We start from the raw sequence: 25,875 nt of genomic DNA, 5'->3' as shown, positions 1-25,875 counted from the left end.
CAGCTCAGCGAACGAGTTCACCGTGAACCTCGACATGCTGGCGTTCGGCGGCCAGAACAGTGTTCATCAGCAGCTGCGCTACCGTCATGGGCCCAACGCCGCCAGGGACGGGCGTCAGCGCGCCGGCCACCAGCCCCACGTCCGGATGGACGTCGCCGGTCAGGCGGCCCCGGCCATCCCCGGTGGGCACCCGGTTGATGCCGACGTCAATCACGGTGGCGCCGGGCTTCACCATGTCAGGTGTGATCAGGTGGGCCTGCCCGGCTGCCACGATCAGCAGGTCCGCGTCGCGGGTCACGGCCCCCAGGTCCGGGGTGCGGCTGTGCGCGACGGTCACGGTGGCGCTGGCATTCAGCAGCAGCGCCGCCATGGGGCGGCCCACCAGGACGCTGCGGCCCACGATCACAGCCCGGCTGCCGGCGACGGGCACCTCATAATGGGCGAGCAGCGCCATCACGCCGGCGGGGGTGCAGGGGCGCAGGCCCGGCTGGGCGCTCCACAGCAGCCCCGTGCTGACCGGATGCAGGCCGTCCACGTCCTTGCGCGGGTCCAGCGCCAGCAGCGCGGGTTGCGGGTCCAGGTGGGCCGGGAGCGGCAGCTGCACCAGAATGCCATGCACATCGTCGTTGGCATTCAACGTGTGAATCAGGGTGAGCAGTTCGGCGGCCGTGGTGTGCTCGGGCAGGGCGTGCACCTGGCTGCGCAGCCCCACCTCCGCGGCCTTCTTCGCTTTGCCTTTGACGTACGACACGCTGGCCGGGTCCTCCCCGACGCGCACGAGCGCGAGGTTCGGCGTGGTCGGGAGCGCCTGGGCCCGCCGGGCCGCTTCGCCCAGCAGGGCGGCCGCGGCGGGCGGGCCGGCCAGGGGGCGGGCGGGGGCCCGCTCGGCGGTCGTCACTCCGGGGTCTCCGGGTCGGGTGCGGGGGCAGCTGCACTTTTCATGCTGCGGCTCAGCCCGGCCAGCACGCCGTTCACGAACCGGCCGGAATCATCTCCACCGAACTTCCGGGCGATGCGCACCGCGCTTTCAATCACGGGCGGGTGGGGTTCGGTGGTGGAGGTCATCTCGTACACCGCCAGACGCAGGATGTTCAGGTCGGTCTGGGCCATCTGGTCGAAACTCCAGCCGCGGATGGTGCGGCGCAGCGTGGCGTCGATGTCGGGCCGGGCGCGGCCGATGCCCTGCACGAGTTCCTGCGCGAAACTCAGGGCGTCCTCGCTCAGGGGCGGGGACGTGTCATCGCCGGCGCGCATGGCGGCCTCGGCGCGGTTGAAGACACTCTGCAGGGGCAGGTCCCCCCGGTCAGCTTCAAACAGCACGCGGAACGCAAATTCCCGTGCTGCGCGGCGGGTTCCCACCGGGGCGGCGGCGGCGGCCTTCTCGCGCCGGCGCGTCACGCGCCACTTCCTTTGGGCAGGCAGACGTTCTGCACGGTGACGTTCACTGCGCGGACCTTCAGCCCGGTCATCAGTTCAATGTTCTCGCACACGGCCTGCTGGACCTTCTCGGCGGTGGCGTTGAGGTTCCGGCCGTATTCGACGTTCAGGCCGACGTCCACGGTCACGTCGTTGCCCTCGCGGCTGACGCGCAGCGCGCGCGCTTTGCGGCCGGGGTTCTGGTTGCGCAGCACCTCGCCGACCTTCAGGGCGGCGGCGGCCACCTCGGTGCCCTCGATGCCGTCCAGGGTGGTGGCGGCGATGTCCATCAGGACGTTCTTGCTGATTTCCACTTCGGGTGTTGCCATGTTGATCTTGCCTCCACTTCGCGGTCCGGCAGGGAATGAACCGCGACAATACGTCAGTGTAACTGCTCGGCCTCCCGCCCCGGCCGGCCGGGCCAGGAGCGGGAGGCCGGGCGGAACGTCAGGCGAACAGCGTCACGCCGCGCTCGGCGAGCAGGGCGTCCAGGGCGTCCTCCGTGAGTATCGTCACGCCGAGTTCCTGCGCGCGGGCGAGTTTGCTGCCCGCATCCTCCCCGGCAATGAGGTAACTGGTTTTCTTCGTGACGCTGCCGGTCACGCGGCCACCGGCCTGCTCCAGCATCCCCTTGAGGGTGTCGCGCGGGCGCGAAAGGCTGCCGGTGATCACGAAGTTCAGGCCGGCCAGCTGCTCGCTGCGCGTCACCTGTTCCTCCTGGGGGTTCAGGCCGTGGGCGCGCAGCCGGGTGATCAGGTCACGCATGCTGGCGTCGGCGAGTGCGGCTGTGACACTCTGCGCAATCACGCCGCCCATGCCGGGCACGTTCTCAATCTGCCCGGGCGTGGCGGCCAGCAGGGCGTCCAGCGTGCCGAACGCCCGGGCGAGGGCCTGGGCATTGCGTTCACCGACGTGATTCATGCCCAGAGCGTTCACAAGGCGCCACAGGGGACGGGTTTTGCTGGCCTCCAACTGCGCGAGGATATTCTGCGCTTTCTTCTCTCCGCCGCGCTCCAGCCCGGCAAGCTGCCCGGCGCTGAGGGTGTACAGGTCCGCGGCGTCACGCACGAGGCCGGCGGCCAGCAGCTGCGCCACGAGTTTCTCCCCGATTCCGCGGACGTCCATGGCGCCGCGCGACACGAAGTACCGGATGCGTTCGAAGGCCTGAGCGGGGCAGGCGGGGTTCGGGCAGTAGGTGTTCGCGTCGCCTTCGGCGCGGGTGGCTTCATGTCCGCATTCAGGACAGTGGGTGGGGAACACGAACGGTTCGGTGCCTGCCGGACGCCTGTCCAGAATCACGCGCATGATCTGCGGGATGACGCCGCCGGACTTCCGGACGATCACCGTGTCGCCCACGCGCAGGTCAAGGTCGCGGATGAAGTCCTCGTTGTGCAGCGTCGCCTTGCTGACGGTGCTGCCCTCAATCAGTCGCGGCGACAGGTGCGCGAGGGGCGCGAGCTTCCCGGTCCGGCCGACGTTCACGGTAATGGATTCGAGGGTGGTTTCGACTTCTTCAACCGGGAACTTATAGGCAATCGCCCAGCGGGGCGCGCGGCTGGTAAACCCGGCTTCCTCCTGGGCGCGCAGGTCATTGAGTTTCAGCACCGTGCCGTCCGCGTCGAACTCGAAGGTGCTGCGCGCGGCGGTCATGCGGGCGTGGTAGTCGGCGGCGGCGGCCATGCCGCGCAGTTCCTCGCTGTGGATGCTGGTGGGAAACCCGCGCTCGCGCAGCCAGGTCAGCAGGTCCCACTGGGTGCCGACCGGGACGCCGTCGCGTTTGCCCAGCGCGTAGAAGATGGCTTTCAGGTGGCGGCTGCGCGTGACTTCCGGGTCCTTCTGCCGCAGCGCGCCGGCCGCTCCATTGCGTGGGTTTTTCAGCAGGGCCGTGCCGAGTTCCTCGGCCTGCGCGTTGAACGAGGCAAATTCGGCGCGGCTCATGTACACCTCGCCGCGCACCTCCAGCTCGCCGCGCAGGCCGCTGAGCTGCTGCGGGATGCCGGGCACCGTGAGAACCTGCGCGGTCACGATCTCGCCGGTCACGCCGTTGCCGCGCGTGGCCGCCCACTGAAGGATCCCGTCGACGTAGTAGAGGTTCACGCTCAGCCCGTCGACCTTCAGTTCCCCGGTGAAGGTGAAGTCGTCCGAGTCGGCGGGCAGGCCCAGGGCGCGGGCCAGTTTCTCCTGCCAGTCCCGGAGTTCCTCATCGTCAAAGGCGTTGTCCAGGCTGGTCATGGGAGTCGGATGGGTGACCGGCTGGAAGGCGCTGCTGGGGGCGCCGCCGACGGTCTGCGCGGGGCTGCTCGCGCCGACCTGGGCGGCCCAGTCCGGGTGGGCCACTTCCAGTTCACGCAACTGCCGGGCCAGGGCGTCGTACTGGTCGTCGGGGATGGTGGGGGCGTCGTGTTCGTAGTAAGCGCGGTTGTGCCGGTCCACCTCGGCCCTCAGCGCAAGGTAGCGGTCGAATTCGGCCTGACTCATGGGTGTCAGCGTACCATCCTGGTTCTATTCAGCCAGGAACAGTACGCTCCAGCGCTGGGTTTGCGCTGAACTTCAAGTGTGAGCGTTAAGATTCATACAATAAGTGACTCACCCATTTGCTCATTCGCGTCAGGTGACTGTGACCCTCACAGGGGTCTAGACACGGGCCAAATTCCGTATACTCTATTCAAGCAATCCGCTCACCATATTCCCCGGAGGAATCATCCATGAAAAAGATCCTGACCCTGGCCCTTGCCCTGACCACCGCTGCGGCCTCTGCCCAGACTGTCCGCGTGGGCATCGCCTATGACGCGGGCGGCAAATTCGACAAGAGCTTCAACCAGAGCGCCTACGAAGGCACCCAGCGCGCCGTGAAGAACCTGGGCATCCAGTCCAAGGACTTCGAGCCCAGCGACCCCAGCCAGACCGTGTCCGGCATCCGCCAGTTCGCCAACGAAGGCTTCGATCTGACCATCGGCGTGGGCTTCGCCAACAACGGCTCCATCAGCGCCGTCGCCAAGGAGAACCCTGACCTGTACTTCGGCCTGATCGACGACGTCTCCCCTGAGAAGAACGTCGCCAGCCTCGTCTTCCAGGAAGAGCAGGGCAGCTACCTCGTGGGCTACCTCGCCGGCATGAACAGCTCGACCGGCGTCGTGGGCTTCGTGGGCGGCATGGACATCCCCCTGATCCACAAGTTCGAAGCCGGGTACACCGCCGGCGTGAAGGCCGCCAACCCCAAGGCCAAGGTCATCGCGCAGTACGTGGGCACCACCCCCGAAGCGTGGAACAACCCCGGTAAGGCCAAGGAAATCGCGGGCAGCATGCGCGCCAAGGGTGCAGACATCATCTTCGCCGCCGCGGGCGGTTCCGGCAACGGCGTGATCGACTACATCAAGCAGACGCAGTGCATCAAGGGCTCCAGCCTGCCGTCCGGCGTGAAGTTCAACACCAACAACTTCGCCAAGATCAAGAAGAGCGCCACGTACACCAAGGCGTGCGCCGGCAACACCCGCCCCATGTTCTTCATCGGCGTGGACAGCAACCAGAACTACCTGGGCGACTTCGACAAGAACCCCGCCACCATGAACCACGGTCTGACCAGCATGCTCAAGCGTGTGGACAACGCCGTGTACGCCCTGATCCAGGACGTCAAGAACGACAAGTTCAAGGGTGGCGAGCGCCGCTTCGGTCTGAAGGACGCGGGCGTCGGCTACGCCGTCGACCAGTACAACAAGGCCCTGATCAGCAGCGCGCAGGTGGCCCGGGTCGAGGCCGTGAAGGCCAAGATCATCAGCGGCGCCATCAAAGTGCCCAACAAGTAAACCTCTGTGCCCGGCGGCCCCCTCGCGGGGCCGCTTTTTCATGCGGTGGCCGCGCAGCAGCGGCTCCCTGGACAACGAAAGGACCGCTCCTGAGTTCAGGAGCGGTCTTCAGGCCGTGTGCGGGGCCGCGTCGCTTCAGCGGGTGGTGCCGCCGCCACTCAGGGGCTGCCCGGCCTCATCCACCACGGTCACGGTGCGGTAGGCGCCGGGAACACTCACGATGGTCCAGGGGCTGGTGATGGCCTGCGTGGTCAGGCTGCCCGCGCCGGGTGCAGTCACGCGGACGCGCAGGGTCACGGCGTCGCCCGTCACGGTGGCGCCGACCACCCGCACACTGTACCCGCCGGTGCTGCGCTGCCCCAGGAACACGCCGATCAGGGTCCGGCCGGTGACGCTGGGCGGGGTGGGCGCGCCGGTCTGGCGGCCGTAGGCCTGGGCGTACAGGGCGGCGGCGGCGGCATTGGTGGTGGCAACCTGCACGCCGAAGGCGGCCGCTGAGGCGTTGGTGCCGCTGGCAAGTTCAGTGAAGGTCACGCTGGCTCCTGTGCTCGGGACGGCGGGTGTGGCGGGTGCCGCGGCGGTGGGGACGCTGGACTGGATGTACAGCGCGGTGCGGCGGTACTCGGTGGGGGTGGGCTCCACGGCGAGCGGGGCGTCCGGCAGTCCGGTGTCGCTGAGAACGGCCACGGCGAGCGGGCCCTGGGGCCGCAGCACGTCGCCGAGGGCCCGGGCCTCGTCGTCCGTGAGCTGCCCCGCGCCCCGCAGGCCGTCCACGCGAGTGGCGCTGACGGCGCCGCTGGTGCCGCTGAGTTTCACCCAGCTCTGGCCGTCGGTGTAGTACACCGCCTGAATGTTCGCGCCGGGTTGGGGGCTCACGGTGAACAGGCTGGCGCCGCTGCGCGTCAGGGTCAAACGGGGCGGCAGGGCGGCTGTGGCCTGACGATAGGTGGCCTTGCCGTTCACGCTGAGTGAACCGGGGACCGCCAGGGCGTCGTTCACCTGGGCGCGCACGTCGGCGGTGGTGCCGCCCAGCTTCACGCTGCTCTGACTGCCCTGGAGTGTGCCGTACACCCAGACGACGCGCTCCTGAGCTCCTCCGTACAGGAGCACTTCGTGCACGCGGAGATTACCGGGCCCGGTCATGGAACAGGCACTGAGCAGGCCCACGCCGAGAAGCGCGGCGGCCATCAAGGTTCGTTTCATGCTGCTCAGCTTATGAAGCGCTCCTGACGGCGGACTGAAGCTTACCTTGAGGGAACCCATACCTCCGGAGGCAGCTCAGGACACGGCGTGCAGGAGTTCACGGGCGTGCTGCAGCGCCGCGTCACTGGTGTTGCCGCTGAGCATGCGCGCAACCTCCTCCAGACGCTCCTGCTGGTCAAGTCGCCGGACGCGGCTGACGGTCCGCCCCCCTTCCACGCTCTTCTCGACCTTGTAGTGATGGTCGGCCTGCGCGGCGATCTGCGCAAGGTGCGTGACGACCAGCACCTGACGGGTGCGGGCCAGGGAGCGCAGCTGCGCAGCGACGGCCAGCGCGGCGCTGCCGCCGATCCCGGCGTCCACCTCATCAAACACCACGGCGGGGGTGTCTGCGCCCAGCACGGTACTGATGGCCAGCATCACGCGTGAGAGCTCACCGCCGGACGCCACGTCGGCCAGCGGGGCAAGGTCCTCACCGGGGTTGGCCGTGAACTGCAGGGTCACGTCACTCAGGCCGTGCGGACCGGCGTCGGCCAGGGGGCTCAGTTGAAACTCCAGACGGGCGTGTGGCATGCCCAGCTGCCGGATCACGTCCAGCAGGTCCTGCGCCAGGGGCCCGGCGCGTTTCCTGCGCGCGGCGTCCAGCGCGGCGCCCACCCGGGTCAGATCAGCGTGCAGGGCCGCCACCTCGGCGTCCAGGGTGCCGGCGTCCTGTTCATCGCGGGTCAGGGCGGCCAGTTCATCTTCCACCTGCGCGTGGAAGGTCAGGACGTCATCGAGGGTGGGGCCGTACTTGCTGCGCAGTTTGCCCAGAGCGCCGAGCCGCGCTTCAACTCGCGCGAGTTCCTCGGGATCGGGCGCCTGATCCTCAGCCACGGCGCGCAGTTCACCCACCACGGCCTGAACGCTGGCCACCGCCTCCCGCAGCTCCGTCTGCAGCTGCCCAGTGGTCTCGTCGTACCGGGCGCCGGCGTTCAGCGCGCGGACGGCCTCGTTCAGGAACCCCAGGGCGTTTTCGTCAGCGTCACTCAGGAGGCTCAGGGCATGCGCGGCGCTCTGGGCAATGGTGTCGAGGTTCGACAGGCGCGTCAGGTCGGCCTGGAGGGGCTCCTCCTCTCCGATCTGCGGAGCGATCTGCGCGATTTCCTGCGCCTGGAACTGCAGCAGGTCAAGCTGCCGGGCCCGCTCGCGTTCACTGGCGCGCAGGCGTTCCAGGCGCGTGCGGGCGTCGAGCCACGTGCGGTAGGCGCTCGCGTAGGCGGCGTGCTCGGCGGGCAGCTGCCGGTCGAGCAGGGCACGCTGGTTGGCGGGGGTCAGCAGGCTGACCGCGGAGTGCTGCCAGTGAATGGTGAGCCGCCGCTGCGCCCACTCCTGCAGTTCGCGCAGGCTGACCACCTCGCCGTCGAGCCGGGCGGTGGAGCGGCCCTGGCTGCTCACGCGGCGGCTGGCGATCTCCTCTGCCCAGTGCCCGGTGACCAGCAGGTCGTCCTCGCCGGTGCGGATCAGGTCGGTGTTGCTGCGCGAGCCCAGCAGCAGCCCCAGCGCGTCCACGATGATGCTCTTGCCCGCGCCGGTTTCGCCCGTAAAGACACTCAGGCCCTCCTGAAACGGCAGGTCCAGCGTCTGGATCGTCGCGAGGTTCCGGACCTCCAGCCGCGCCAGGGGCGGCAGGACCGGGTCTGGAGAAACGGCGGTGGGACGCGGGGCCTTGCGGGTCACGTGCCCGAGTCTAGCGCCTGCCTGCCGGTGCGAACCGTGGCGCGCTGCGGACGCCGGCGGAACATGAAATTCCCGTTACATTCTCCCCACGTTGCGCGGCTCTGCTCGCCAGACAATGGCGGCACTGTTTCCCTGGGAATCTCCCGCCAGAGCGCGTGGGCAGGCGGAACGCAAAGGAGTCATCATGACGAACGAAACAACCGGCGGCGTGAGCAAACGCAGCCTGCTGATGCTGGGCGGCCTCGCGGCCGTGGCCCTGAACGCCGACACCCGGCGTGCCCTGGTCAATTCCAGCCGTAGCGCCTGGAGCGGAGCGCAGGACGCCCTGGGGGACACGGTGAAACCCGCGCTGCTGTCAGCGGCGGCCCAGGCCCAGCACATGGCGCAGCAGGCCGCTCACGCCGGGACCGAAACGGTCACCCACACGGCCACGACCCTGCGCGAGGAAGGCGTGCCGCGCGTGAGCGCCCTGCTGGGCGAGGTTCTTCAGGCTGCCGGGGGCGTGGCACACCTGGCGCAGGAAAAGGCGCAGGTGGTGGCCGGGGAGGCGCAGACGTACGCGTCGCTTGGTTCGAAGCAGGCGGCGCAGCTGGCCCGCACGGCCCGCACGGCTGCCGGCTCGACCCTGGGGGACGCTCAGGGCGCCGGAACGGAACTGCTGGCGTCGGTGCATGACCGCGTGAGTTCCGCGCTGCACGAGGCGGCCGACGGCCACGAGGCCCGCCGGCGCCGGGCAGAGCGGACCCTGAGGCAGGCCCGGCGGGAGGCCGAGCGCGAACTGCGCTCCGGCCGCCGCACCCTGCAGGGCCGGCAGCTGGAAAAAGCCGTGTCGAAAAAAGTTGCTCCGCTGGAAAAACAGATGCTGCGCGAACTCAAGCAGATTGACCGGCAGGTGCGGCTCGCGCGCCGGGATGACCGGTCCGGGTCCGGGCTGGGCGGCGCAGTGGCGCCGGTGGTGCTGCTGGGTGTGGGGGCCGTGGTGCTGGCGCGGGTGCCCGCGGCGCGGCAGGGCATTCTGAATGCGGTGGAGTCATTGAGCCCGGACGCGGCGCAGTCGCTGCGGACGGCTGGTCGGAACGCGCGGAACCTGATCGGTTCGGCGTGGCTGGAGCGGATCGAGGAGCCGCATCCGGCGCCCGCTCCAGGCGCGGCCGGGAAGACGCAGGCGGGCACCACCGGTGGAACGTGGGGGGGGTCGCCGGCGCCGGATTCGCCAGCAGCGGCCAAAAGCTCAGGTGATGCGGCCCGTCCGTCAGAGAAAGCGGCCGAGAAACCCAGCGGGCCGAAGAACAACTGAGGCTTTCTGTGTCCAGGCACCGGCCCAGATTTGGGCCGGTGTTTTCTGCCTGCCTGGGAAGTGTTCATGCGCTGAACAGAAGGCCTGTGATCTTGGCTGGCATCTGAACGTTGGAGCGGAGGTCCCGGCCAGCGCCCGAAAAGTGTGCGTGCTGACGATCTTCTCGCATGGTAAGTCGTCTGTCAGTCGCGGACAGGCACCTTGTTGTTTCCTGAAGGGTGACACCACAAAGGTTGGACTGGAATCGCTTCACAGGCGACAATTCCGGCGTCACTTCGGACACCAATTCACCTTTCTCGCGTTTCGTGCCCCTGGCCGCGCCCCACCCATGGAGGACCCATGAGCCTGACCGCCCCCAGCCCCCTGGCCGACCTCGGCATTCAGAACGCCACCATTCACCTCAACGCCGGCGTCACCGACCTGTACGGCCACGCCATTCGCCTCGGCGAAGGCGAACAGGCCGCCACCGGCCCGCTCACCGTCCGCACCAACAAAACCGGCCGCAGCCCCAAGGACCGCTTCATCGTCGAAGATGACCTGACGCGCGACACCGTGTGGTGGGGCGGGTTCAACACCCCCATCAGCCCCGTGGTTTTCGACCGCCTGCTGGACAAGATGACCCGCTACGCCGAAGGCCGCGAACTGTTCGTGCAGCAGGTGTTCGCCGGAACCGACCCCCGCTACCGGGTGGCCTGCCGCATGGTTACCGAGATGGCCTACCACTCGCTGTTCATCCGCAACATGTTCGTGCGGCCCACCGATGCTGAACTTGCGGACTTCCACGAGGACTGGACCGTACTCAATATCCCGTCCTTCAGGGCGGATCCGGCCGTGGATGGCGTGCGCAGCGACACGTTCATCATCGTGAACTTCAGCCGCAAGATGATCATCGCGGGCGGCACCCAATACGCCGGTGAGAACAAGAAAGGCATTTTCGGCGTGCTGAACTACCTCCTGCCCCAGCAGGGCGTCATGCCCATGCACTGCTCCGCGAACGTGGGGGACGACGGGGACGTGGCGCTGTTCTTCGGGCTGAGCGGCACCGGCAAAACCACCCTCAGCGCCGACCCCACCCGCAAGCTCATCGGGGACGACGAGCACGGCTGGACGGACACCGGCGTCTTCAACTTCGAAGGCGGCTGCTACGCCAAGGTCATCAATCTCAATGCCGAAGCTGAGCCGGCCATCTACGGCACGACGCGAACGTACGGCACGGTGCTGGAGAACGTCGTCCTGGACGCGCAGGGCGTGCCCGACCTGAGCGACGGCTCCCTCACAGAGAACACCCGCAGCGCCTACCCCATCGACCAGATCACGAACGTGCAGCCCGGCTCCATCGCCGGTCACCCGCGCCACATCGTGTTCCTGACGGCCGACGCGTACGGCGTGCTGCCGCCCATCAGCCGCCTGAGCCCCGAGCAGACCATGTACCAGTTCATCAGCGGCTTCACGGCCAAGATCCCAGGAACGGAAGACGGGGTCACGGAACCCAGCCCCACCTTCAGCACCTGCTTCGGCGCGCCCTTCATGCCCCGTCACCCCGGCGAGTACGCCCGGCTGCTGGCGCAGAAGGTGCAGGACAGCGGCGCGACGGTCTGGCTGGTCAACACCGGCTGGAGCGGCGGGAAGTACGGCACTGGCAGACGCATGAGCATCGCCCACACCCGCGCGATGCTGAGCGCCGCGCTGTCCGGCGCCCTGGATGACGTGCCCTTTGAACGCGAACCCTTCTTCAACCTGGATATCCCCACGCAGGTGCCCGGCGTCCCAGAGGGCGTCCTGAACCCCCGCGCGGCCTGGGCCGACCAGGACGCCTACGACGACACAGCCCGGCGACTGGCCCGGATGTTCCGTGAGAACTTCGCGCGGTTTGAGGCGGGCGTGGACCCGGCCGTTTCGGCCAGCATGCCCAACCCGGACGCGCCGGCCTGAACGCCCCCGCCCGTGGTCCTCAGCCTGCGGGCTGAGGACCACGGCTGTTGCACAGCCGGTAGCGACCGGGCTCAGGCGTGGCCGACCGCGCCGCTGCGGCCGTCTGGTATCCTTCGGGGCATGAAGCTTGTGCTGGCTGTGATTCAGGATGCCGACGCGACCGCGCTGGTGCGCGTGCTGTCGCAGAACGCCTTCGAGGTGACGAAACTTGCCAGCACCGGTGGGTTCCTGCGCGAAGGCAACACGACGCTGATGATCGGCGTGAATGATGAGCGCCTGGACGAACTGAAACGCCACGTGCAGCGCACCTGCCGGACCCGCACCCGCCTGGTGGCCCCCAGCGTGCCGATGGGTGAACAGAACGAAGGGCTCGTGAATGACCCGGTAGAGGTACCGGTGGGCGGCGCGGTGATGTTCGTGATGGGCGTGCAGGAGTTCGTGAAGGTCTGACCTGCCCCTTGCCTGAGGCCGCTTTCTCCGCCAGGAGGGGCGGCCTTCGCCATGTACCATATCCTGTACCCCCAACGCCGGTTTGACCGTTTCAGGTACACCATGTAGACTCCACACGTTCTGCCAGCCGGCAGCACTCCGCAGGAACTGAGGGAAGTCCGGTCACGCCCCGCCCAGGGGTTCAGTCCGGCACGGTCGCGCCACGGTCCCAGTCCGGTCACTCGCCTTGCGGAGCCCCTCGCCCCCACTCTGCTCCCGCGTCAGGAGCGCAAGGCGGTCTCCCACGTGCCTACCTGAACTCACCTCACCTCCGGTTCCGCCGCCCCTGTACCTGCACCGGGCGCCGTCTTTTCATGGGGCGCCGACACACGGGCGCCTCTCCTCCTCTGCCCGAGGTTCACGCATGACCACCTCACCTCCACGCGCCACCCCACCCTGTGCCGGCAAGACCCGCGTCACCCACACGGTTTTTCCGGCGCACACCAACCACCACGGCCTCCTGTTCGGCGATGAGGCCCTGTCCCTGATGGCCTCGGCAGCGTTCATTGCGGCCACCCGCTCCGGCCGCCGCAAGGCCGTCACGCGGCACCCCGACGCGATGGCCTGCCGCCACCCCATTCCACAGGGGTCGCTCGTGGAACCCGTGGCCCGCGTGACGCGCACCGGCCGCACCAGCATGACCGTGCAGGTGGACGTGTTCCGCGAGGACCTGTACAGCGACGCGCGCGAACCCGCCTGCGCCGGCGCCTTCACCCTGGTCGCCCTGGACGCCGCCGGGCGCACAGTACCCGCGCCGCCCCTGGAGACCCCCGATGCTGCTGGTCTTTGACTCCCTGACCGGGAATGTCCGCCGCTTTGCCCAGGCGGTCGCCCGCGAAGCAGGGGGCCTGCACGTCCAGAGCGTCACCGACCCGCCCCCCGCTCCCGGCCAGGCGTACCTGCTGCTGACCTACACCTTCGGGCAGGGGCAGGTGCCGGACACGACGGCCGTGTTCCTGCGCGCGCATTCTGCGGGCCTGCGCGGCGTGGTGGCCAGCGGCAGCTACCACTGGGGCGTGAACTTCGGGCGGGCCGGAGACCGGATCGCCAAAGCCTACGGGGTGCCGCTCGTCGCGCGTCTCAACAAGGCCGGCAGCGCCGCCGACCGGGCGCAGGTCCGGCAGTGGCTGGCCGACCACACTGCGCCTCACCCCGGCCCCGCGACAGCGGAAAGGAGAACAGAATGGACCCCTGGATTGAACTGAACAACCGCGTGCTTTCGGGCGGGGTGGTGGATACCTCGCATGACCAAGAGGCCCTGAAGGTGTACTTCCGCGAGAAGGTCAACCCAAATACCGTGACCTTCGCCAGCCTGGAGGACAAGATCGCGGCCCTCACAGAGAAGGGCGTGTGGGACCCGGCGGTGTTCGCGCGCTACACCCCGGAGGAGGTGCAGTCCGTGTTCGGGCGGGCGCAGTCGCTGAACTTCCGGTTCCGGTCGTTCATGGGAGCGTACAAGTTCTACAGCGAGTACGCCACCATGACGCCCGACCGCACGCAGTGGCTCGAACGCTACGAGGACCGCCTGAGCGTGACCGCGCTGGCGCGCAGCGACTCGGCCGCCCAGGCGCTGGAACTCGTGGAGCACCTCGTGACGCAGACCTTCACGCCCGCCACGCCCACCCTGATGAACTCCGGAAAGGCCAACACCGGGCGGCTCGTGAGCTGCTTCCTGCTGCAGGACTGCACCGACAACCTGGATTCCATCACCAAGACCCTGTCGTTCGTGGCCGAGCTCAGCAAGGGTGGCGGCGGCATCGGCGTGGAGGTCAGCAACCTCCGCGCGCGCGGCGAGAGTCTGCGCGGCATTCAGAACGTCACCAAGGGCGTCATGGGCGTCGCAAAGATGCTGGACAACATGCTCCGCTACGCCGATCAGGCCGGACAGCGTCCCGGGGCGGGCGCCATCTACCTCAGCGTCATGCACCCGGATTTCCTGGACACCCTGAGCGCCAAGAAAATCGCCTCCGACGAGGACGCCCGCCTGAAGACCCTTTCGATGGGCGCCACGGTCCCTGACATTTTCATGCTCAAGGCCCGTGCCGGGGAGGACATCTACCAGTTCTACCCGCACTCCCTGTTCCAGGAGACCGGCCGGGACTTTACCAGCATCGACTGGACCCGCGAGTACGACGCGCTGGCCGCCAATCCCCGCATCCGCAAGAAGAGCGTCTCCGCGCGGCGCATTCTCGAAGAGATCGCCGTGACCCAGGGCGAGAGCGGCTACCCGTACCTTTTGTTCGAGGGCAACGCCAACCGCGCCAACCCCATCCCGAACGTCGGCACGATCAAGATGAGCAACCTGTGCAGTGAGATCCTGCAACCTACGCTGCCCAGCACCTTCCACCCCTACGGGCAGGAGCACCGCGACCAGGTGGGGCTGGACGTCAGCTGCAATCTCGCCTCGCTGGTCATCGAGCAGAGCCTCGCCAGCGGCGACCTCGGGCGCGTGGTGCGCGCCGCCGTGCACCTCCTCGACAACGTGGCGCGCTCCACCAGCATCACCGAGGTGCCGGCCGTGAAACGCGCCAACGACGAGATGCGCTCCATCGGCCTGGGCGCCATGGGCCTGCACTCCTTCCTGGCAAAGAACGAGATTGTGTACGGCAGCCCCGAGGCGCTGGAATTCGTGGACGTGTACTTCGCAGCCGTGCACTACCACGCCCGGCGGGCCAGCATGACCATCGCGCGGGACACCGGCTTCGTGTTCCAGGGCTTCGAGGGCAGCCGCTACCAGAGTGGGGAGCACTTCGCGCAGTACCTGCACCACGACTTCCTCCCCACCACCCCGGAGATCGCGGCCCTGTTCGAAGGGCACCACCTGCCCACCCGCGAGGACTGGCAGCAACTCGTGGCGGACATCCAGGCGCACGGCCTGGCGCACTCGTTCGTCATGGCGGTCGCACCCACCGGGAGCATCAGTTACGTGTCGGGCGCCTCAGCGAGCATCATGCCCATCACGGAGCGCGTGGAAACCCGCACGAGCAACAAGGCCCGCACCATCTACCCCATGCCGCACCTGAACGAGATGACCGAGTGGTTCTACGAAGAGGCGTACGACATGGACCAGCGCCGCGTGCTCGACACGGTTGCCGCCGCGCAGAAACACGTGGATCAGGGCATCTCGTGCACCCTGTTCGTGCCCAGCACCGCCAGTACCCGCACCCTGCAGCGGTACTACCTGTACGCGTACGGCAAAGGTCTGAAGACGCTGTACTACACCCGTCTGCGTAAGGTCAGTATCGACGAGTGCCTGAACTGCGCCGTGTAACGCAGTGGCCCGCGCCCCTTGGCGGGGCGCCTGTTCCCTTCCCTTCCCACCCTGATTCCAGAGAGACCCCCATGACCCGACCCCCCTTTACCGCCACGAACTGGAGCGAACCCGAGGACAGCTTCTCCGTCACCTTCTACGAGAAGTACACGTCGCAGCTGTGGTTCCCCGACGAGATTCCCCTCACCAACGACGCCCTGCACTGGAAGAGCCTGAGCGACCAGGAACGCTGGACGTACATGCACGCCTCGGCGGGCCTGAACGCTCTGGATACCCTGCAGGGTGAGGTGGGAATGCCCGCGCTGCGCGGCCTCGTGGACGGCCACATCCGCAAGGCCACGCTGCAGTTCCAGGGCATGATGGAAGACATTCACGCCCGCAGCTACAGCCTGATGAACAAGACGTTCCTGACCATCACCGAGGAACGCGCCGTGTTCGCCTGGGTCGAAACGCAGCCGCAGCTGCAGTTCAAGATCCAGTTCATCGAGGCCGTGTTCCGCGACCCGGACGTGAGCGACCTGGGCCTGTGGCGCAAGATGGTCGTCTCCTGCATGCTGGAAACGGCGCTGTTCTACAGCGGCTTCTACTACCCGCTGCTGCTGGCGGGTCAGGGCCGGATGGTGTCGGCCGGGGAGATCTTCAACCTGATCATCCTGGATGAAGCGGTGCACGGCGTGTACGTGGCGCTGCTTGCGCAGGAACGCTTCGCGGCCCTCAGTGGGCCCGAGCAGACGCAGGCGCTCGCCTGGTACGACTCCACCCTGGACACCCTGTACCGCAACGAGCTGGCGTACACGCAGCAGCTGTACGCCTCCGTGAACCTCGTGGAGGACGTCGAGCGGTTCATCCGGTTCAACTTCAACGTGCTGGCGGACAACCTGAACCTTGAGCGCCCCTTCCCCGACGAGGAGGTCAACCCGGTGGTCCTGAACGGCATCCGGTCGCGCGGCACCACGCACGACTTCTTCAGCGCCAAAGGGAGCAGTTACGCCAAACTGCCTGTGGAACCCCTCACGGACAACGACTTCGCGGAGCTGTGGCCGGACCACGCGGTGGTGGCCCATGACTGAACGCCGCCCGTTCGTGCTGTTCACGCAGGACCAGTGCCCGCAGTGCGAGATGCTCAAGCGGATGCTGGCCCTCCCGCTGCGCGGTGCATTCGACGAGCAGATCGAAGTGCTGCACCGCCAGGCGGACCCTCAGGCGTTCGAGGCCCTGGCGGATGCACACGCCCTGGCGCGGACGCCTGCGCTCCTGCACCGGCCCACCGGCCGCCTGCTGCTGGACACAGGCAGCCTGGGGGCCGTCAAGGCCTTCCTGACCCACAGCTGAGCGGCGCAGGACAGGCCACAGGCCCTCGGGGCGGCCGGGCGGCGGTCTGTGTTCTGGCTGGATCTGTGAACTGCGCAGCGGACCGCTCCCGGGCGAAGGTGCCTGCCTGGCCTCACTTCACGTGACGCCCAGTGCGGCCAGTTCCTCCCGGAGCTGCGCCGCGCTGGAGTACTGCACGGCCTGCATGCCGACCGACCGGGCTGCCTCGACGTTCTGGCGGCGGTCGTCGATCATCACCGCTTCGTGCGGGGTCACCGCCGCCAGGTGCAGGCCCAGGCGGTACATGGCGGGGCTGGGTTTCATCAGTTCCAGGATGGAGGACGTGAAGAATGCCAGCAGGATCTCGTTGAGGGCGAAGGTACGGATCCGGTGCTCGTTGAGGTCACGTCCCTCATTGTTCAGGGCGTAGCTGCGGTAGCGGGCCGACAGGTCGCGGGCCACAGCGAGCGCGTCGGGGTGGGGGGTGCTCTGGGCTTCCATGGCGGCCCGGAACTCGGCTGGCGTGAAGGCCTGCGGGTGGCAGAACACCGTCTGGGTCATGTATTCGTCGAGGGTCATGCGGCCCAGTTCGAGTTCCGGCGCGGCCAGTTTGTGCCGCTCGGCGAAATCCTCGGGGTTCAGGGCGAACTGCGCGGCCACCACGGCCCGCTGGTCCCGGTCCCAGCCGTTGCTGAGCAGCACGCCGCCAATATCCCAGAACAGTGCACGTATGGTCATACGGCAGGGTACGCCCACAGCCTGACGACAGGCCGCGGGGAGAGGTGGCGACCTCTCCCCTGGAGCGCTCGGTGAACTTACTTCGTGTCGAACCAGTTGGGCCCCACACCGATCTCGACGGCGAGCGGCACCTTGAGCTGCGCGGCGCCTTCCATGATGGTCCGGACAACGGCGCTGATCTCGTCTGCGCGGTTCTGGGGAACTTCGAGCAGCAGTTCGTCATGCACCTGAAGCAGCAGGCGGGCGCCCGTTCCTTCCAGTTCACGTTCCAGGCGGATCATGGCGAGCTTGATGATGTCGGCCGCGGTGCCCTGGATGGGCATGTTGTACGCGAGGCGTTCCCCGGCTTCCCGCAGGGTACGGTTCGTGGCGACGAGTTCCGGCACGTACCGGCGCCGACCGTACAGGGTTTCCACGTAGCCCTGCTGCCGGCCGAACTCCAGCGTCCGGTCAATGTAGGCGCGGATGCCGGGGTAGGTGGCGAAGTACGTCTCGATGAAGCCGGCCGCGTCCGCGTACCCAATGCCGAGATCGTTGCTGAGGCGGTGGGCACTCATGCCGTACAGCACGCCGAAGTTCACGGTTTTCGCGGCCCGGCGCTGGTCGGGCGTGATGGTCTGTTCGTTCAGGCCAAGTACCTGCGCGGCGGTGCGGCGGTGAATGTCGGCGCCTTCCTGAAATGCCTGCTGCATGAGGGGATCATCGGCAATGTGGGCGAGGAGCCGCAGTTCGATCTGAGAGTAGTCCGCGCTGATCAGGCAGTACCCGGGGTCGGCAATGAAGCCCTTGCGGATCTCACGGCCCAGTTCACTGCGGATGGGGATGTTCTGAAGGTTGGGGTTCAGGCTGCTGAGGCGGCCCGTGGCGACGGCCGCCTGGGCAAAGGTGGTGTGCAGCCGCCCGGTGTGCGGGTTGACGAGGTTCGGCAGGGGTTCCAGGTACGTGCCGCGCAGTTTCTCCAGTTCGCGGTACTCCAGCAGCGCCGGGATGATGGGGTGTTCACCGCGCAGGGGCTCCAGGGCCGCCACCGCAGTGGAACGCTTGCCGGTGAGTTTGGTTTTCTTGCCGCTGGCCAGGCCAAGCTCGTCGTACAGGACCGCTTCAAGCTGGTCGCGGCTGCGGATCGGGAATTCCCGGCCGGCCAGCGAGTGAATCTGCGCTTCAAGCGTGGCGAGCCGGGCGGCCGTGGCGTGTGAGAGGCCTCGGATGTACTCACTGTCGAGTTTCACGCCCTGGACTTCCATGCGGGCCAGCACGGCCGACAGGGGTTTTTCCATCTCGTCGTACAGTGTGCGCCGGGCGTCATCGAGCTGCGGGGGCAGCAGATCCAGGAGCTGGGCGGTGAGGGCGGCCCGGCCGGCCGCGTCGTCCGGCCAGGGTACGCCGAGGTACCGCTGCGTCACGGTGCTCATGGTGGTGTTGGCCGGGTCAAGCAGGTACGCCATCAGGAGCGGGTCATCGCCTGGGTCCACGTGGGTGCCGCGCACGCTGAGGTGGGTGGCGAGCGCCTTGGCGGCGGCGGCGGTGACGATGCGCTGGCCGACGAATTCGGCTTCGCTGACCGTGGCGGGGTAGCGCTCCCGAAGCTTCGCGGCAGCCTTCTCCTGATCCCTGCGGGCCTTCTCGGCCGCTTTCTGCTGCGTTCTGGTCAGGGGGGCGGGGGCCTCGAAGGACTCGTCGAACAGGCCGCCCGGTGCGGTGGGGGTGCCGGGCGCTTCCCACTGGGTGGGCTGCTGGCGGGGCGCGACGCGCACTGTGGCGTCCGTTCCGTTGCGCTCCAGGGTGGCGGCGTCCAGGAGTGCGGCGGTCAGGTCTTCCTCGCGGGACAGGACGTATCCCCAGGTGACGTTCTGCGCCGGGGTGCGCCACTCGGCGGTCTGCACGTTCAGCGCGTCCGGGGCGGGCGCGTCAGCCGGCGCGTCCGGGTGAGGGGCGGCGCGGTGCGTGGCGTCAAGTACGGTGTCGGGTACGGCCGCGGCCACGCTGGCGCCGTCCAGGGCCGCCACGTCGCGTTTCACGGAGTGGAGGTCCAGCTCGGTGAGCAGTTCCTCCAGACGCTGCGGGTCGCCGGGGAGGCGGCCCGCGCCAAGCTGAACGTCCAGGGGCAAGTTGGTGACCATGCAGGACAGCTGGTGGCTGAACTGCACGGCCTCCTCGGCGTCCAGAAGTTTCTGGCGGGTCCCGTCGGGCTTCAGGGTGCCAGCTTTGGCCGCGGCGTAGATCCCTTCAAGCGTGCCGTACTCCTGAAGCAGTTTCGACGCGGTTTTCGGGCCAATGCCCTTGGCGCCGGGGATGTTGTCGCTGGCGTCGCCGGTCAGGGCGCGGTAGTCAACCCACTGGGTGACGGTCACACCGTACTTCTCGAACACCTCGGCCGGTCCGATCAGCCTGAAGTCGTTCGTGATGACGCGGACGTGGTCGTCCAGCAGCTGGTACGCGTCGCGGTCGCTGGTGACGATGCGGACCTGCATGCCGGTGCCTTCGGCCTTGCGGGTGAGGGACGCAATGACGTCGTCGGCCTCGTAGCCGGGTTCCTCCAGGCGCGGCAGCCCGAGCGCGTCCACAATCTGCCGGATGCGGTTGATCTGGCCGGGCAGGTCGGCGGGCGTTTCGGCGCGGCCGGACTTGTAGCCGTCGAACTGCTCGTGCCGGAAGGTTTTCACGGGCGGGTCGAACACCACGATCACCTGGTTGCTCTTCTGCCGCACGAGACGCAGCGTGAGGCGCAGGAAGCCCAAGATGGCGTTGGTGGCTTCCCCGCGGCTGTTCGTGAGGGGCGGAAGTGCAAAGTACGACCGGAACGCCAGGGCGTGCCCGTCGATCAGCACCAGGGTGTCGGGGGAGGCGGAGGTCATGCCGGGCATTCTACTGGGGGCGTAACGTCCGCAGGCTGCGGGCCACGGCTGACCTCCGCCGTGGCCCGTCAGGAGGCAACTGCGGGGCCTCAGTCGCCGGCTGTGAAGTTACGCGCAGGCTGCGCTTCCAGTTCACGGAGTATTTCGCGGTCCTCCTCTGTCATGGCCACGAAGGCCACGAGCATGATCAGGAGGGTCAGTGCGGCCATGATCAGCAGGAGGTTCATACCTCCAGTGTGCCGGGCCTGCTTTTTCCTTCGGTGGGGCGCGCCTGAAGGAACCTCCACGGGAACTTGACGGGGCGTCAAGGCAACCCTGAGCGAATCTCAATTTTTCCTGCCTGCGCCTCTGCCCAGCGGGAGACCATCCGGCCCGGGCGGTGCGGTCCTCGCTGCCTTTCCCCGCTCAGCGTGGTGGGAACCCGCAGCGGAAGTGACCGGCAGGAACGCCGCAGAAGGCGCGCAGAGAGAGTGGAGGTGTGGCGCACGGTCCCGGGCAGTCAGCCGATTGTGCGGCGGACCGTGTCTGCCAGGTGCGGGGGGAACATCAGGGCGAACTGGCCGCGCTGGTCAGCCCAGACGCGGGTCATGTCGTCGTACCCCATGGAGACGTACCCCAGCAGCGGATCCATGATGTACACCTGCCGGGTGGCGTCGTTGTACCCGACGAGCACACGCCAGTGCGGAATCACCCTGCGGGCGCTGGTAATGTGCGACTGCAGCGCAATGACGGGGATGCCGTTGCGAATGGCCGTTTTCATGGTGTCGAGGCTGCCGCCGGAGTACAGCCGGGCCTGCATGCCCACGTGAGGGGCGAACGTCACGATGGCCTGCGCCGTCATGTAGGAACGCTCGGTGGGACGGGTCTGGCGGCTGACGTCCTGCATGCTGATCTTCTGCCCGAAGTACGCCAGCACCTGCGTGAGGCTGGCGGGGCCGCAGGCATTGTACGTCTGCCGGACCAGCGGCATGCCGCTCAGCACGTAGCCGGGCGGCTGGGTGGCGGCCGCCTGGGCGGGCGACAGCAGGACGGCGCAGAGGAGGGCAGCGAAAAGACGAACGGCAGGCACACTGCGCAGCCTGCCACAGGAACCGTCACGCCCTTCTTTCAAGACTTGATGAAGGATGCCGGGGAAGACGCCCGTGGACTCCCCCGGCGGCCGGGCTCAGACGCGGGTGAGGTCCCGGGGCAGCGGCAGGAACTCAATTTCGGGGTGCTGCTCAGCGGTGTACTCCAGGTCGTAGCGGCTGCGGAACAGCATGACGGGGCGCCCCTGGTCATCCTCGACGTGCCGCGCGAAACGCGCGACGCTGTTGGGGTCACCGGCCAGCCAGCGCACCAGTTGGTAGCTGGTGACGTGCATCTCCACGTCCACCCCGTACTCCTCGGCCAGGCGGGCCTGGAACACCTCGAACTGCAGGGGGCCGACAGCCCCCAGGTACGGGTCGCGGGCGCCGTCAGTCGGGTAGAACACCTGCACCACGCCTTCCTCGGCCAGCTGGGTGAGGCCTTTCATGAACGCCTTGCGCTTGCCCACGTCGCGCAGGCTGAGCGTGGCGAACGTTTCAGGCGTGAAGCGCGGGAAGCTGGGCAGGGTCACCTTCGGCTCCACGCTGATCACGTCCCCGATCTGGAACACGCCCGGGTTCACGAGGCCGACAATGTCGCCCGGGTACGCTTCCTCGACCTTCTCACGGTCCTGCGCGAACAGGGTGTGCGCCTGCGAGAGGCGCAGTTTGCGGCCTGTGCGGGTGTGCGTGACGTCCATGCCGCGCTCGAAGTGGCCGCTCATGACCCGCATGAACGCCGTGCGGTCGCGGTGCTGTTTGCTCATGTTCGCCTGCAGCTTGAAGATGAAACCGGCGAAAGCCGCGTCCGGGGCGCGCTCGCCCAGGCTGGTTTCCACGGCGCCGGGGGGCGGGGCGAGTTCCACGAAGTTGCTCAGGAAGTGCTCCACCCCGAAGTTGTTCATGGCGCTCCCGAAGAACACCGGCGTCAGTTCCCCGCTCAGGAACCCGTCGGCACTGAATTCCGGCATGGCGCCCTGAATGAGTTCCACGTCCTCCCGGAGTTTCGCGGCGAGATCCGCGCCGACCAGCGCGTCCAGCTGGGGGTCATCCAGACCCGCCGTCTGCACGGGCGCGCGGTGCTTCCCGCCGGAGGTGCGTTCGAAGGCCAGCACCTGCCCGGTCTGCAGGTCGTACACGCCCTTGAAGTCCGGGCCGTCCCCGATCGGCCAGGTGAGCGGCACGGCCGTGATCTTCAGGGTGCCTTCCACCTGCGCGATCAGTTCGAAGGGGTCCTGGGCGGGGCGGTCCATCTTGTTCACGAAGGTGAGGATGGGAATGCCGCGGTTGCGGCACACCGCGAACAGCTTTTCCGTCTGCGCCTGCACGCCACGCGCGGCGTCCAGGACCATCAGGGCGCTGTCGGCGGCGGTCAGGGTGCGGTAGGTGTCCTCGCTGAAGTCCTGGTGGCCCGGGGTGTCCAGCAGATTGATGTGCCGCCCGCGGTACTCGAAGGTCAGGGCGCTGCTGGAGATGGAGATGCCGCGCTGCTGTTCGATGCTCATCCAGTCGCTTCGGGTGTGGCTGCGGCCCTCCTTGGCGGTCACGCTGCCCGCTTCCTGAATCGCGCCTCCGTACAGCAGAAGCTTCTCAGTGATGGTGGTTTTCCCGGCGTCCGGGTGGCTGATGATGGCGAAGGTGCGGCGGCGGGCAATTTCGCTTGCGAGCGCGGCGGGGTTGATCTCGGGGCTGGTCATGGGGACTCCTGCGGGCCTCAGGTGGGCGGCCCGGGTGCGGCGGGTGGGGTCTGGGGAGCGCGGGTCTCGACTCGCGCTACGGGGGCGTGAGGAGAACCGTCATTCCCCCATGATACGGCATCCCGGCCCAGGCACTGACCGCGGCGTACCTCAGGCCGGGGTCACCGGGCCGGCTGCGGCGCGAAGGCGCCGACCGCGGCGTCCAGGGTGTTCCAGCGCGCCTGGATCAGCTGCTGCGGGTCGCGGTTGTAACCGCCGGCCATGACCGTGACCAGGGGCGTGCGGGTGCGGGCCGCCCAGCGGAACACCTGGTGGTCGCGGGTCTGTGCGCCGCGCAGCGTGAGGGCCAGGCGGCCCAGCTGATCGCCGGCCAGCACGTCCGCGCCGGCGAGGTAGAACGCGAAGTCCGGCTGGAACGCCGCGACGACCGGTGCCACCTGGGTGTCGAGCGCGTGCAGGTAGGCGTGGTCGCCGGTGCCGTCGGGCAGGGCCACGTCCAGGCCGCTGCGCTCCTTGCGGAACGGATAGTTGTGCTCGGCGTGCACGCTGACGGTCAGGACCCGCGCCTCACTGGCAAAAATGGCGGCTGTGCCGTTGCCCTGGTGCACGTCCAGGTCCAGGATCAGGACGCGCCGTGCCTGCCCGGTGTCCAGCAGCCAGCGGGCGCTGATGGCCACGTCGTTCAGGAAGGAGAAGCCCTCGGCGTGGTCGGCGTACGCGTGGTGCGTCCCGCCGCCCAGGTTCAGGCCCAGCCCGCCCGTGAGGGCGTCCCGCGTGGCGGCCAGCGTGGCGCCACTGCTGCCCAGGGCACGCTGCACGACGGCTGGCGTCCAGGGAAATCCGAGGGCGCGTTCCTCGGCGCGGGTCACCTGCCCGCCCTGCCAGCGGGTCAGGAATGCCGGATCGTGCACCCGCTCCGCGAGGGCCCAGTCCAGGTCGGGGGCGTCAAGCAGCGGCAGCCGGGCCTGCGCGCCGGCCAGGAGATCTGCGATGAGTTCGCGCGGCAGGAACTGCCGGCGGGGCGCGGCCACCTGGGCGTACGCGGCGCGGCGAAAAGCGGTGTACGCCCGGAACCGGTGCGGGAAGGTCACGCTGGCAGGGTACGCTGGCCGGCGTGAACGGACCGCAATCCTGGCCGGCATTCCGCGCGTCTCTGCGTGTCCCCCTGGTGCTGGCCCCCATGGCTGGGGGAACGGGCACCCCCGCACTGGCCGCCGCGGTGAGCGCGGCGGGCGCGCTGGGCAGCCTGGGCGGCGCGTACCTGACCCCGGATGCCCTTCGGGGCGCGATCCGCGAGGTGCGCGCCCTGACGCCCGGGCCGCTGATGGTGAACCTGTTTGCCCCACAGCCCATTCCGGCCGTGACCGGGGAGGAGGTGCGGCGGGCCGCGGCGGAGCTCACGCCGTTCCATGAGCGTCATGGCCTGCCTCCCGCTCACCTGCCGGAAACCGTGCAGGAGGCATTTGAGGCGCAACTGGAGGTCGTGCTGGTGGAACGCCCGGAAGTGTTCTCGTTCGCATTCGGGCGCCTCGCGCCGGACGTGCTGACCAGCCTGCGCGCGCGGGGCATTCTGACGGTGGGAACGGCCACCAGCGTGGCCGAGGCGCTGGACCTGCAATCAGACGGGGTGGACGCCGTGACCGTGCAGGGCGGCCCGGCGGGCGGACACCGGGGCGGCTGGCGGGAGGACGCCCTGGCCGACACCCTGACCCTGACGAGGGCCGCGGCGGCGCAGCTGCGCGTCCCGGTCATTGCGGCCGGCGGCCTGATGAGCGCCGCGGACCTCCGCGCGGTCCTGGCGGCCGGAGCGGCCCTCGCGCAGTGCGGCACGGCGTTCCTGCGGGCCCAGGAGGCCGGAACGCCCGGCGCCTACCGGGCGGCGCTGCAGGCCGGGACGCGCGACACGGTACTGACCCGCGCGTACAGCGGCCGGCCGGCGCGGGGCCTGCGGACCACCCTCACGGACGTGGTGGCCTCTCCCCTGCCGTTTCCGCTTCAGAACGCCCTGACGCGTCCCCTGCGCGCCGCGGGGGCCCGCCGGGATGACCCGGAGGTGCTGAGCCTCTGGGCCGGTGAAGGGTACCGGCGGGGCCTGACGGGCACGGCCGCGCAGATCGTGGCGCACCTGACGCCATGACCGTCACCCTGCGCGCCCTGCAGGCGGGGGACGAGGAGGCCGCGGTGCGCTGGGCGGCAGATGAGGTGTTCTGCCGGGCGGCGGACTGGACGCCGGGCCTCGCGCCACGGGTGGTGCGGCGGCACTGGCAGGCGATCATTGCAGGGGGTGACCCCCATTTCCTGCGGCTGGGCGTAATTTACGGCGGAGCACTGGTCGGGTACGTGGACCTCGCCAACCTCAGTGCCGGGGCCGGGGAACTTGGGGTTGCTCTCGGCGAGCGGTCCCTGTGGGGCCGCGGGATCGCCCGGCAGGCCTGTGAGCAGCTGTTGACGCGCGCCTGGGCGCTGGGCCTCGCGCGCGTAACGGCGCAGGTGGATGCACACAACGACCGCTCGCACGCCCTGATGACCCGCCTGGGCTTCCAGGAAAGCGGCAAGGCGGTGGCTGCGCCGGACTCGGGAGACCAGCCTCCGGTCCGGCAGTACATGCTCCTCAGGCCCCGTTGACGGTGTGCCCCGCCTCGCGCAGCGCCGCCACCGTGCGGTGCAGGTCCCGGCCGGCCACCAGCACGTAATCCGTGTTGAAGGTCGACAGGGCGAAGATGCCCACCCCGGCGTCACGCAGGGGGTTGAGCACACTGGCAAGAATCCCGGTCAGCGTGAAGGCGAAAGGCCCGGTCAGCACCAGTGCCCGCCAGCCCGGCTGCGTGGTCACCCCCGCAGGCACCGCGTCAGAGGCGCACACCACCGACAGTTCGTCCGGGGCACTCAGCACGCACCACAGGCCGCCGCTGTGCGCCCAGGCAGGCACGGCGCTGCCGGCGGGCAGCTGGGACACGGCGTACTCGCCGGGCAGCACGGTCAGGGTGAGGCTCATCCCCGCAGCATAGGGCAAGCCCTTCCCTGGCCGAATGGAGGGGCCGGTGACCCGGCTGGCAGGAGGGCGTGTTTTTGCCGCCTGA

General features: G+C 68.6%; 24 protein-coding genes. 11 read left to right on the top strand and 13 right to left on the bottom strand.

The genetic code is table 11. The annotated features are described in order from the left end of the window. Positions 1-4: 4 nt before the first annotated feature. The 4 genes from folD to ligA form a co-directional block, all read right to left on the bottom strand. On the bottom strand, positions 5-898 hold the full coding sequence (gene folD / locus LAJ19_RS05485) for a bifunctional methylenetetrahydrofolate dehydrogenase/methenyltetrahydrofolate cyclohydrolase FolD (protein WP_225477358.1): 894 nt from the start codon (positions 896-898) through the stop codon (positions 5-7). Then, positions 895-1,398, bottom strand: a complete 504-nt coding sequence (gene nusB, locus LAJ19_RS05480) for a transcription antitermination factor NusB (RefSeq protein WP_225477356.1) — start codon at positions 1,396-1,398, stop codon at positions 895-897. The genes folD and nusB overlap by 4 nt, the downstream gene beginning before the upstream one ends. Beyond that, positions 1,395-1,745 (bottom strand): Asp23/Gls24 family envelope stress response protein, encoded by a 351-nt coding sequence (locus LAJ19_RS05475; RefSeq protein ID WP_225477354.1) that lies wholly within the window; start codon positions 1,743-1,745, stop codon positions 1,395-1,397. The genes nusB and LAJ19_RS05475 overlap by 4 nt, the downstream gene beginning before the upstream one ends. A 118-nt stretch (positions 1,746-1,863) precedes the next feature. Then, the gene (ligA, locus tag LAJ19_RS05470; protein WP_225477352.1) at positions 1,864-3,894 is read right to left on the bottom strand and encodes an NAD-dependent DNA ligase LigA; all 2,031 of its coding nucleotides are present in this window, start codon (positions 3,892-3,894) and stop codon (positions 1,864-1,866) included. A 227-nt stretch (positions 3,895-4,121) separates the two neighbouring features. Between ligA and LAJ19_RS05465 the strand changes: the two genes are divergently transcribed. Next, on the top strand, positions 4,122-5,219 hold the full coding sequence (locus tag LAJ19_RS05465) for a BMP family lipoprotein (protein ID WP_225477350.1): 1,098 nt from the start codon (positions 4,122-4,124) through the stop codon (positions 5,217-5,219). 135 nt (positions 5,220-5,354) lie between these two features. Here the strand turns inward: LAJ19_RS05465 and LAJ19_RS05460 are convergent, their stop codons facing one another. Both LAJ19_RS05460 and LAJ19_RS05455 read right to left on the bottom strand, forming a co-directional pair. Further along, a complete protein-coding gene (locus tag LAJ19_RS05460) occupies positions 5,355-6,422 on the bottom strand; it encodes a protease complex subunit PrcB family protein (protein ID WP_225477349.1) in 1,068 nt (355 codons plus the stop codon). A gap of 75 nt (positions 6,423-6,497) precedes the next feature. Further along, entirely contained in the window at positions 6,498-8,138 is a 1,641-nt protein-coding gene (locus LAJ19_RS05455; protein ID WP_225477347.1) for a DNA repair protein RecN, read from the bottom strand. 184 nt (positions 8,139-8,322) lie between these two features. Here LAJ19_RS05455 and LAJ19_RS05450 point away from each other — a divergent pair, with 184 nt between their 5' ends. The 8 genes from LAJ19_RS05450 (at position 8,323) to LAJ19_RS05415 (ending at position 16,459) form a co-directional block, all read left to right on the top strand. Continuing rightward, on the top strand, positions 8,323-9,435 hold the full coding sequence (locus LAJ19_RS05450) for an alginate biosynthesis protein AlgP (RefSeq protein ID WP_225477346.1): 1,113 nt from the start codon (positions 8,323-8,325) through the stop codon (positions 9,433-9,435). Positions 9,436-9,774: 339 nt separating this feature from the next. Then, positions 9,775-11,367 carry a phosphoenolpyruvate carboxykinase (ATP) gene (pckA, locus tag LAJ19_RS05445; protein ID WP_225477344.1) on the top strand — a complete coding sequence of 531 codons (1,593 nt, stop codon included), beginning with the start codon at positions 9,775-9,777 and terminating at the stop codon, positions 11,365-11,367. A gap of 120 nt (positions 11,368-11,487) precedes the next feature. Continuing rightward, the gene (locus LAJ19_RS05440; RefSeq protein ID WP_225477342.1) at positions 11,488-11,817 is read left to right on the top strand and encodes a cyclic-di-AMP receptor; all 330 of its coding nucleotides are present in this window, start codon (positions 11,488-11,490) and stop codon (positions 11,815-11,817) included. A 403-nt stretch (positions 11,818-12,220) separates the two neighbouring features. After that, the gene (locus tag LAJ19_RS05435; RefSeq protein ID WP_225477340.1) at positions 12,221-12,646 is read left to right on the top strand and encodes an acyl-CoA thioesterase; all 426 of its coding nucleotides are present in this window, start codon (positions 12,221-12,223) and stop codon (positions 12,644-12,646) included. Further along, positions 12,630-13,061, top strand: coding sequence for a class Ib ribonucleoside-diphosphate reductase assembly flavoprotein NrdI (gene nrdI / locus LAJ19_RS05430; RefSeq protein WP_225477338.1), 432 nt, complete (start codon positions 12,630-12,632; stop codon positions 13,059-13,061). The genes LAJ19_RS05435 and nrdI overlap by 17 nt, the downstream gene beginning before the upstream one ends. Continuing rightward, the gene (gene nrdE / locus LAJ19_RS05425) at positions 13,040-15,127 is read left to right on the top strand and encodes a class 1b ribonucleoside-diphosphate reductase subunit alpha (RefSeq protein ID WP_225477337.1); all 2,088 of its coding nucleotides are present in this window, start codon (positions 13,040-13,042) and stop codon (positions 15,125-15,127) included. The genes nrdI and nrdE overlap by 22 nt, the downstream gene beginning before the upstream one ends. Positions 15,128-15,198: 71 nt before the next feature. Then, the gene (locus tag LAJ19_RS05420; protein ID WP_225477335.1) at positions 15,199-16,197 is read left to right on the top strand and encodes a ribonucleotide-diphosphate reductase subunit beta; all 999 of its coding nucleotides are present in this window, start codon (positions 15,199-15,201) and stop codon (positions 16,195-16,197) included. Then, complete coding sequence (locus LAJ19_RS05415) at positions 16,190-16,459, top strand: thioredoxin domain-containing protein (RefSeq protein ID WP_225477333.1); 270 nt, start codon at positions 16,190-16,192, stop codon at positions 16,457-16,459. The genes LAJ19_RS05420 and LAJ19_RS05415 overlap by 8 nt, the downstream gene beginning before the upstream one ends. Before the next feature lie 117 nt (positions 16,460-16,576). Here the strand turns inward: LAJ19_RS05415 and LAJ19_RS05410 are convergent, their stop codons facing one another. From LAJ19_RS05410 to LAJ19_RS05385, 6 genes are all read right to left on the bottom strand, one after another. Next, complete coding sequence (locus tag LAJ19_RS05410) at positions 16,577-17,176, bottom strand: HAD family hydrolase (RefSeq protein WP_225477331.1); 600 nt, start codon at positions 17,174-17,176, stop codon at positions 16,577-16,579. Between the two features lie 77 nt (positions 17,177-17,253). Next, positions 17,254-20,031: a DNA polymerase I gene (gene polA, locus LAJ19_RS05405; RefSeq protein WP_225477329.1), complete on the bottom strand. Its 2,778-nt coding sequence runs from the start codon at positions 20,029-20,031 to the stop codon at positions 17,254-17,256. Between the two features lie 89 nt (positions 20,032-20,120). Next, positions 20,121-20,258 (bottom strand): hypothetical protein, encoded by a 138-nt coding sequence (locus LAJ19_RS05400; protein ID WP_225477327.1) that lies wholly within the window; start codon positions 20,256-20,258, stop codon positions 20,121-20,123. Positions 20,259-20,530: 272 nt separating this feature from the next. Beyond that, complete coding sequence (locus LAJ19_RS05395; protein ID WP_225477325.1) at positions 20,531-21,100, bottom strand: C39 family peptidase; 570 nt, start codon at positions 21,098-21,100, stop codon at positions 20,531-20,533. Positions 21,101-21,196: 96 nt separating this feature from the next. After that, positions 21,197-22,795 (bottom strand): peptide chain release factor 3, encoded by a 1,599-nt coding sequence (locus tag LAJ19_RS05390; protein WP_225477323.1) that lies wholly within the window; start codon positions 22,793-22,795, stop codon positions 21,197-21,199. Between the two features lie 161 nt (positions 22,796-22,956). Continuing rightward, positions 22,957-23,937 (bottom strand): histone deacetylase family protein, encoded by a 981-nt coding sequence (locus tag LAJ19_RS05385; protein ID WP_225477322.1) that lies wholly within the window; start codon positions 23,935-23,937, stop codon positions 22,957-22,959. Here LAJ19_RS05385 and LAJ19_RS05380 point away from each other — a divergent pair. Continuing rightward, positions 23,910-24,932 (top strand): nitronate monooxygenase, encoded by a 1,023-nt coding sequence (locus LAJ19_RS05380; protein ID WP_225477320.1) that lies wholly within the window; start codon positions 23,910-23,912, stop codon positions 24,930-24,932. The two genes, LAJ19_RS05385 and LAJ19_RS05380, sit on opposite strands and share 28 nt — an antisense overlap. Continuing rightward, positions 24,929-25,420, top strand: coding sequence for a GNAT family N-acetyltransferase (locus tag LAJ19_RS05375; protein ID WP_225477318.1), 492 nt, complete (start codon positions 24,929-24,931; stop codon positions 25,418-25,420). The genes LAJ19_RS05380 and LAJ19_RS05375 overlap by 4 nt, the downstream gene beginning before the upstream one ends. Here the strand turns inward: LAJ19_RS05375 and LAJ19_RS05370 are convergent. After that, positions 25,407-25,790 (bottom strand): ACT domain-containing protein, encoded by a 384-nt coding sequence (locus LAJ19_RS05370; protein WP_225477316.1) that lies wholly within the window; start codon positions 25,788-25,790, stop codon positions 25,407-25,409. The two genes, LAJ19_RS05375 and LAJ19_RS05370, sit on opposite strands and share 14 nt — an antisense overlap. Between the last annotated feature and the right edge of the window lie 85 nt (positions 25,791-25,875).

This window comes from Deinococcus taeanensis (genome assembly GCF_020229735.1).
GTDB lineage: Bacteria > Deinococcota > Deinococci > Deinococcales > Deinococcaceae > Deinococcus > Deinococcus taeanensis.
The sequence above is the reverse complement of the archived record's forward strand: the minus strand, read 5'-3'. Positions and strand labels throughout refer to the sequence as shown.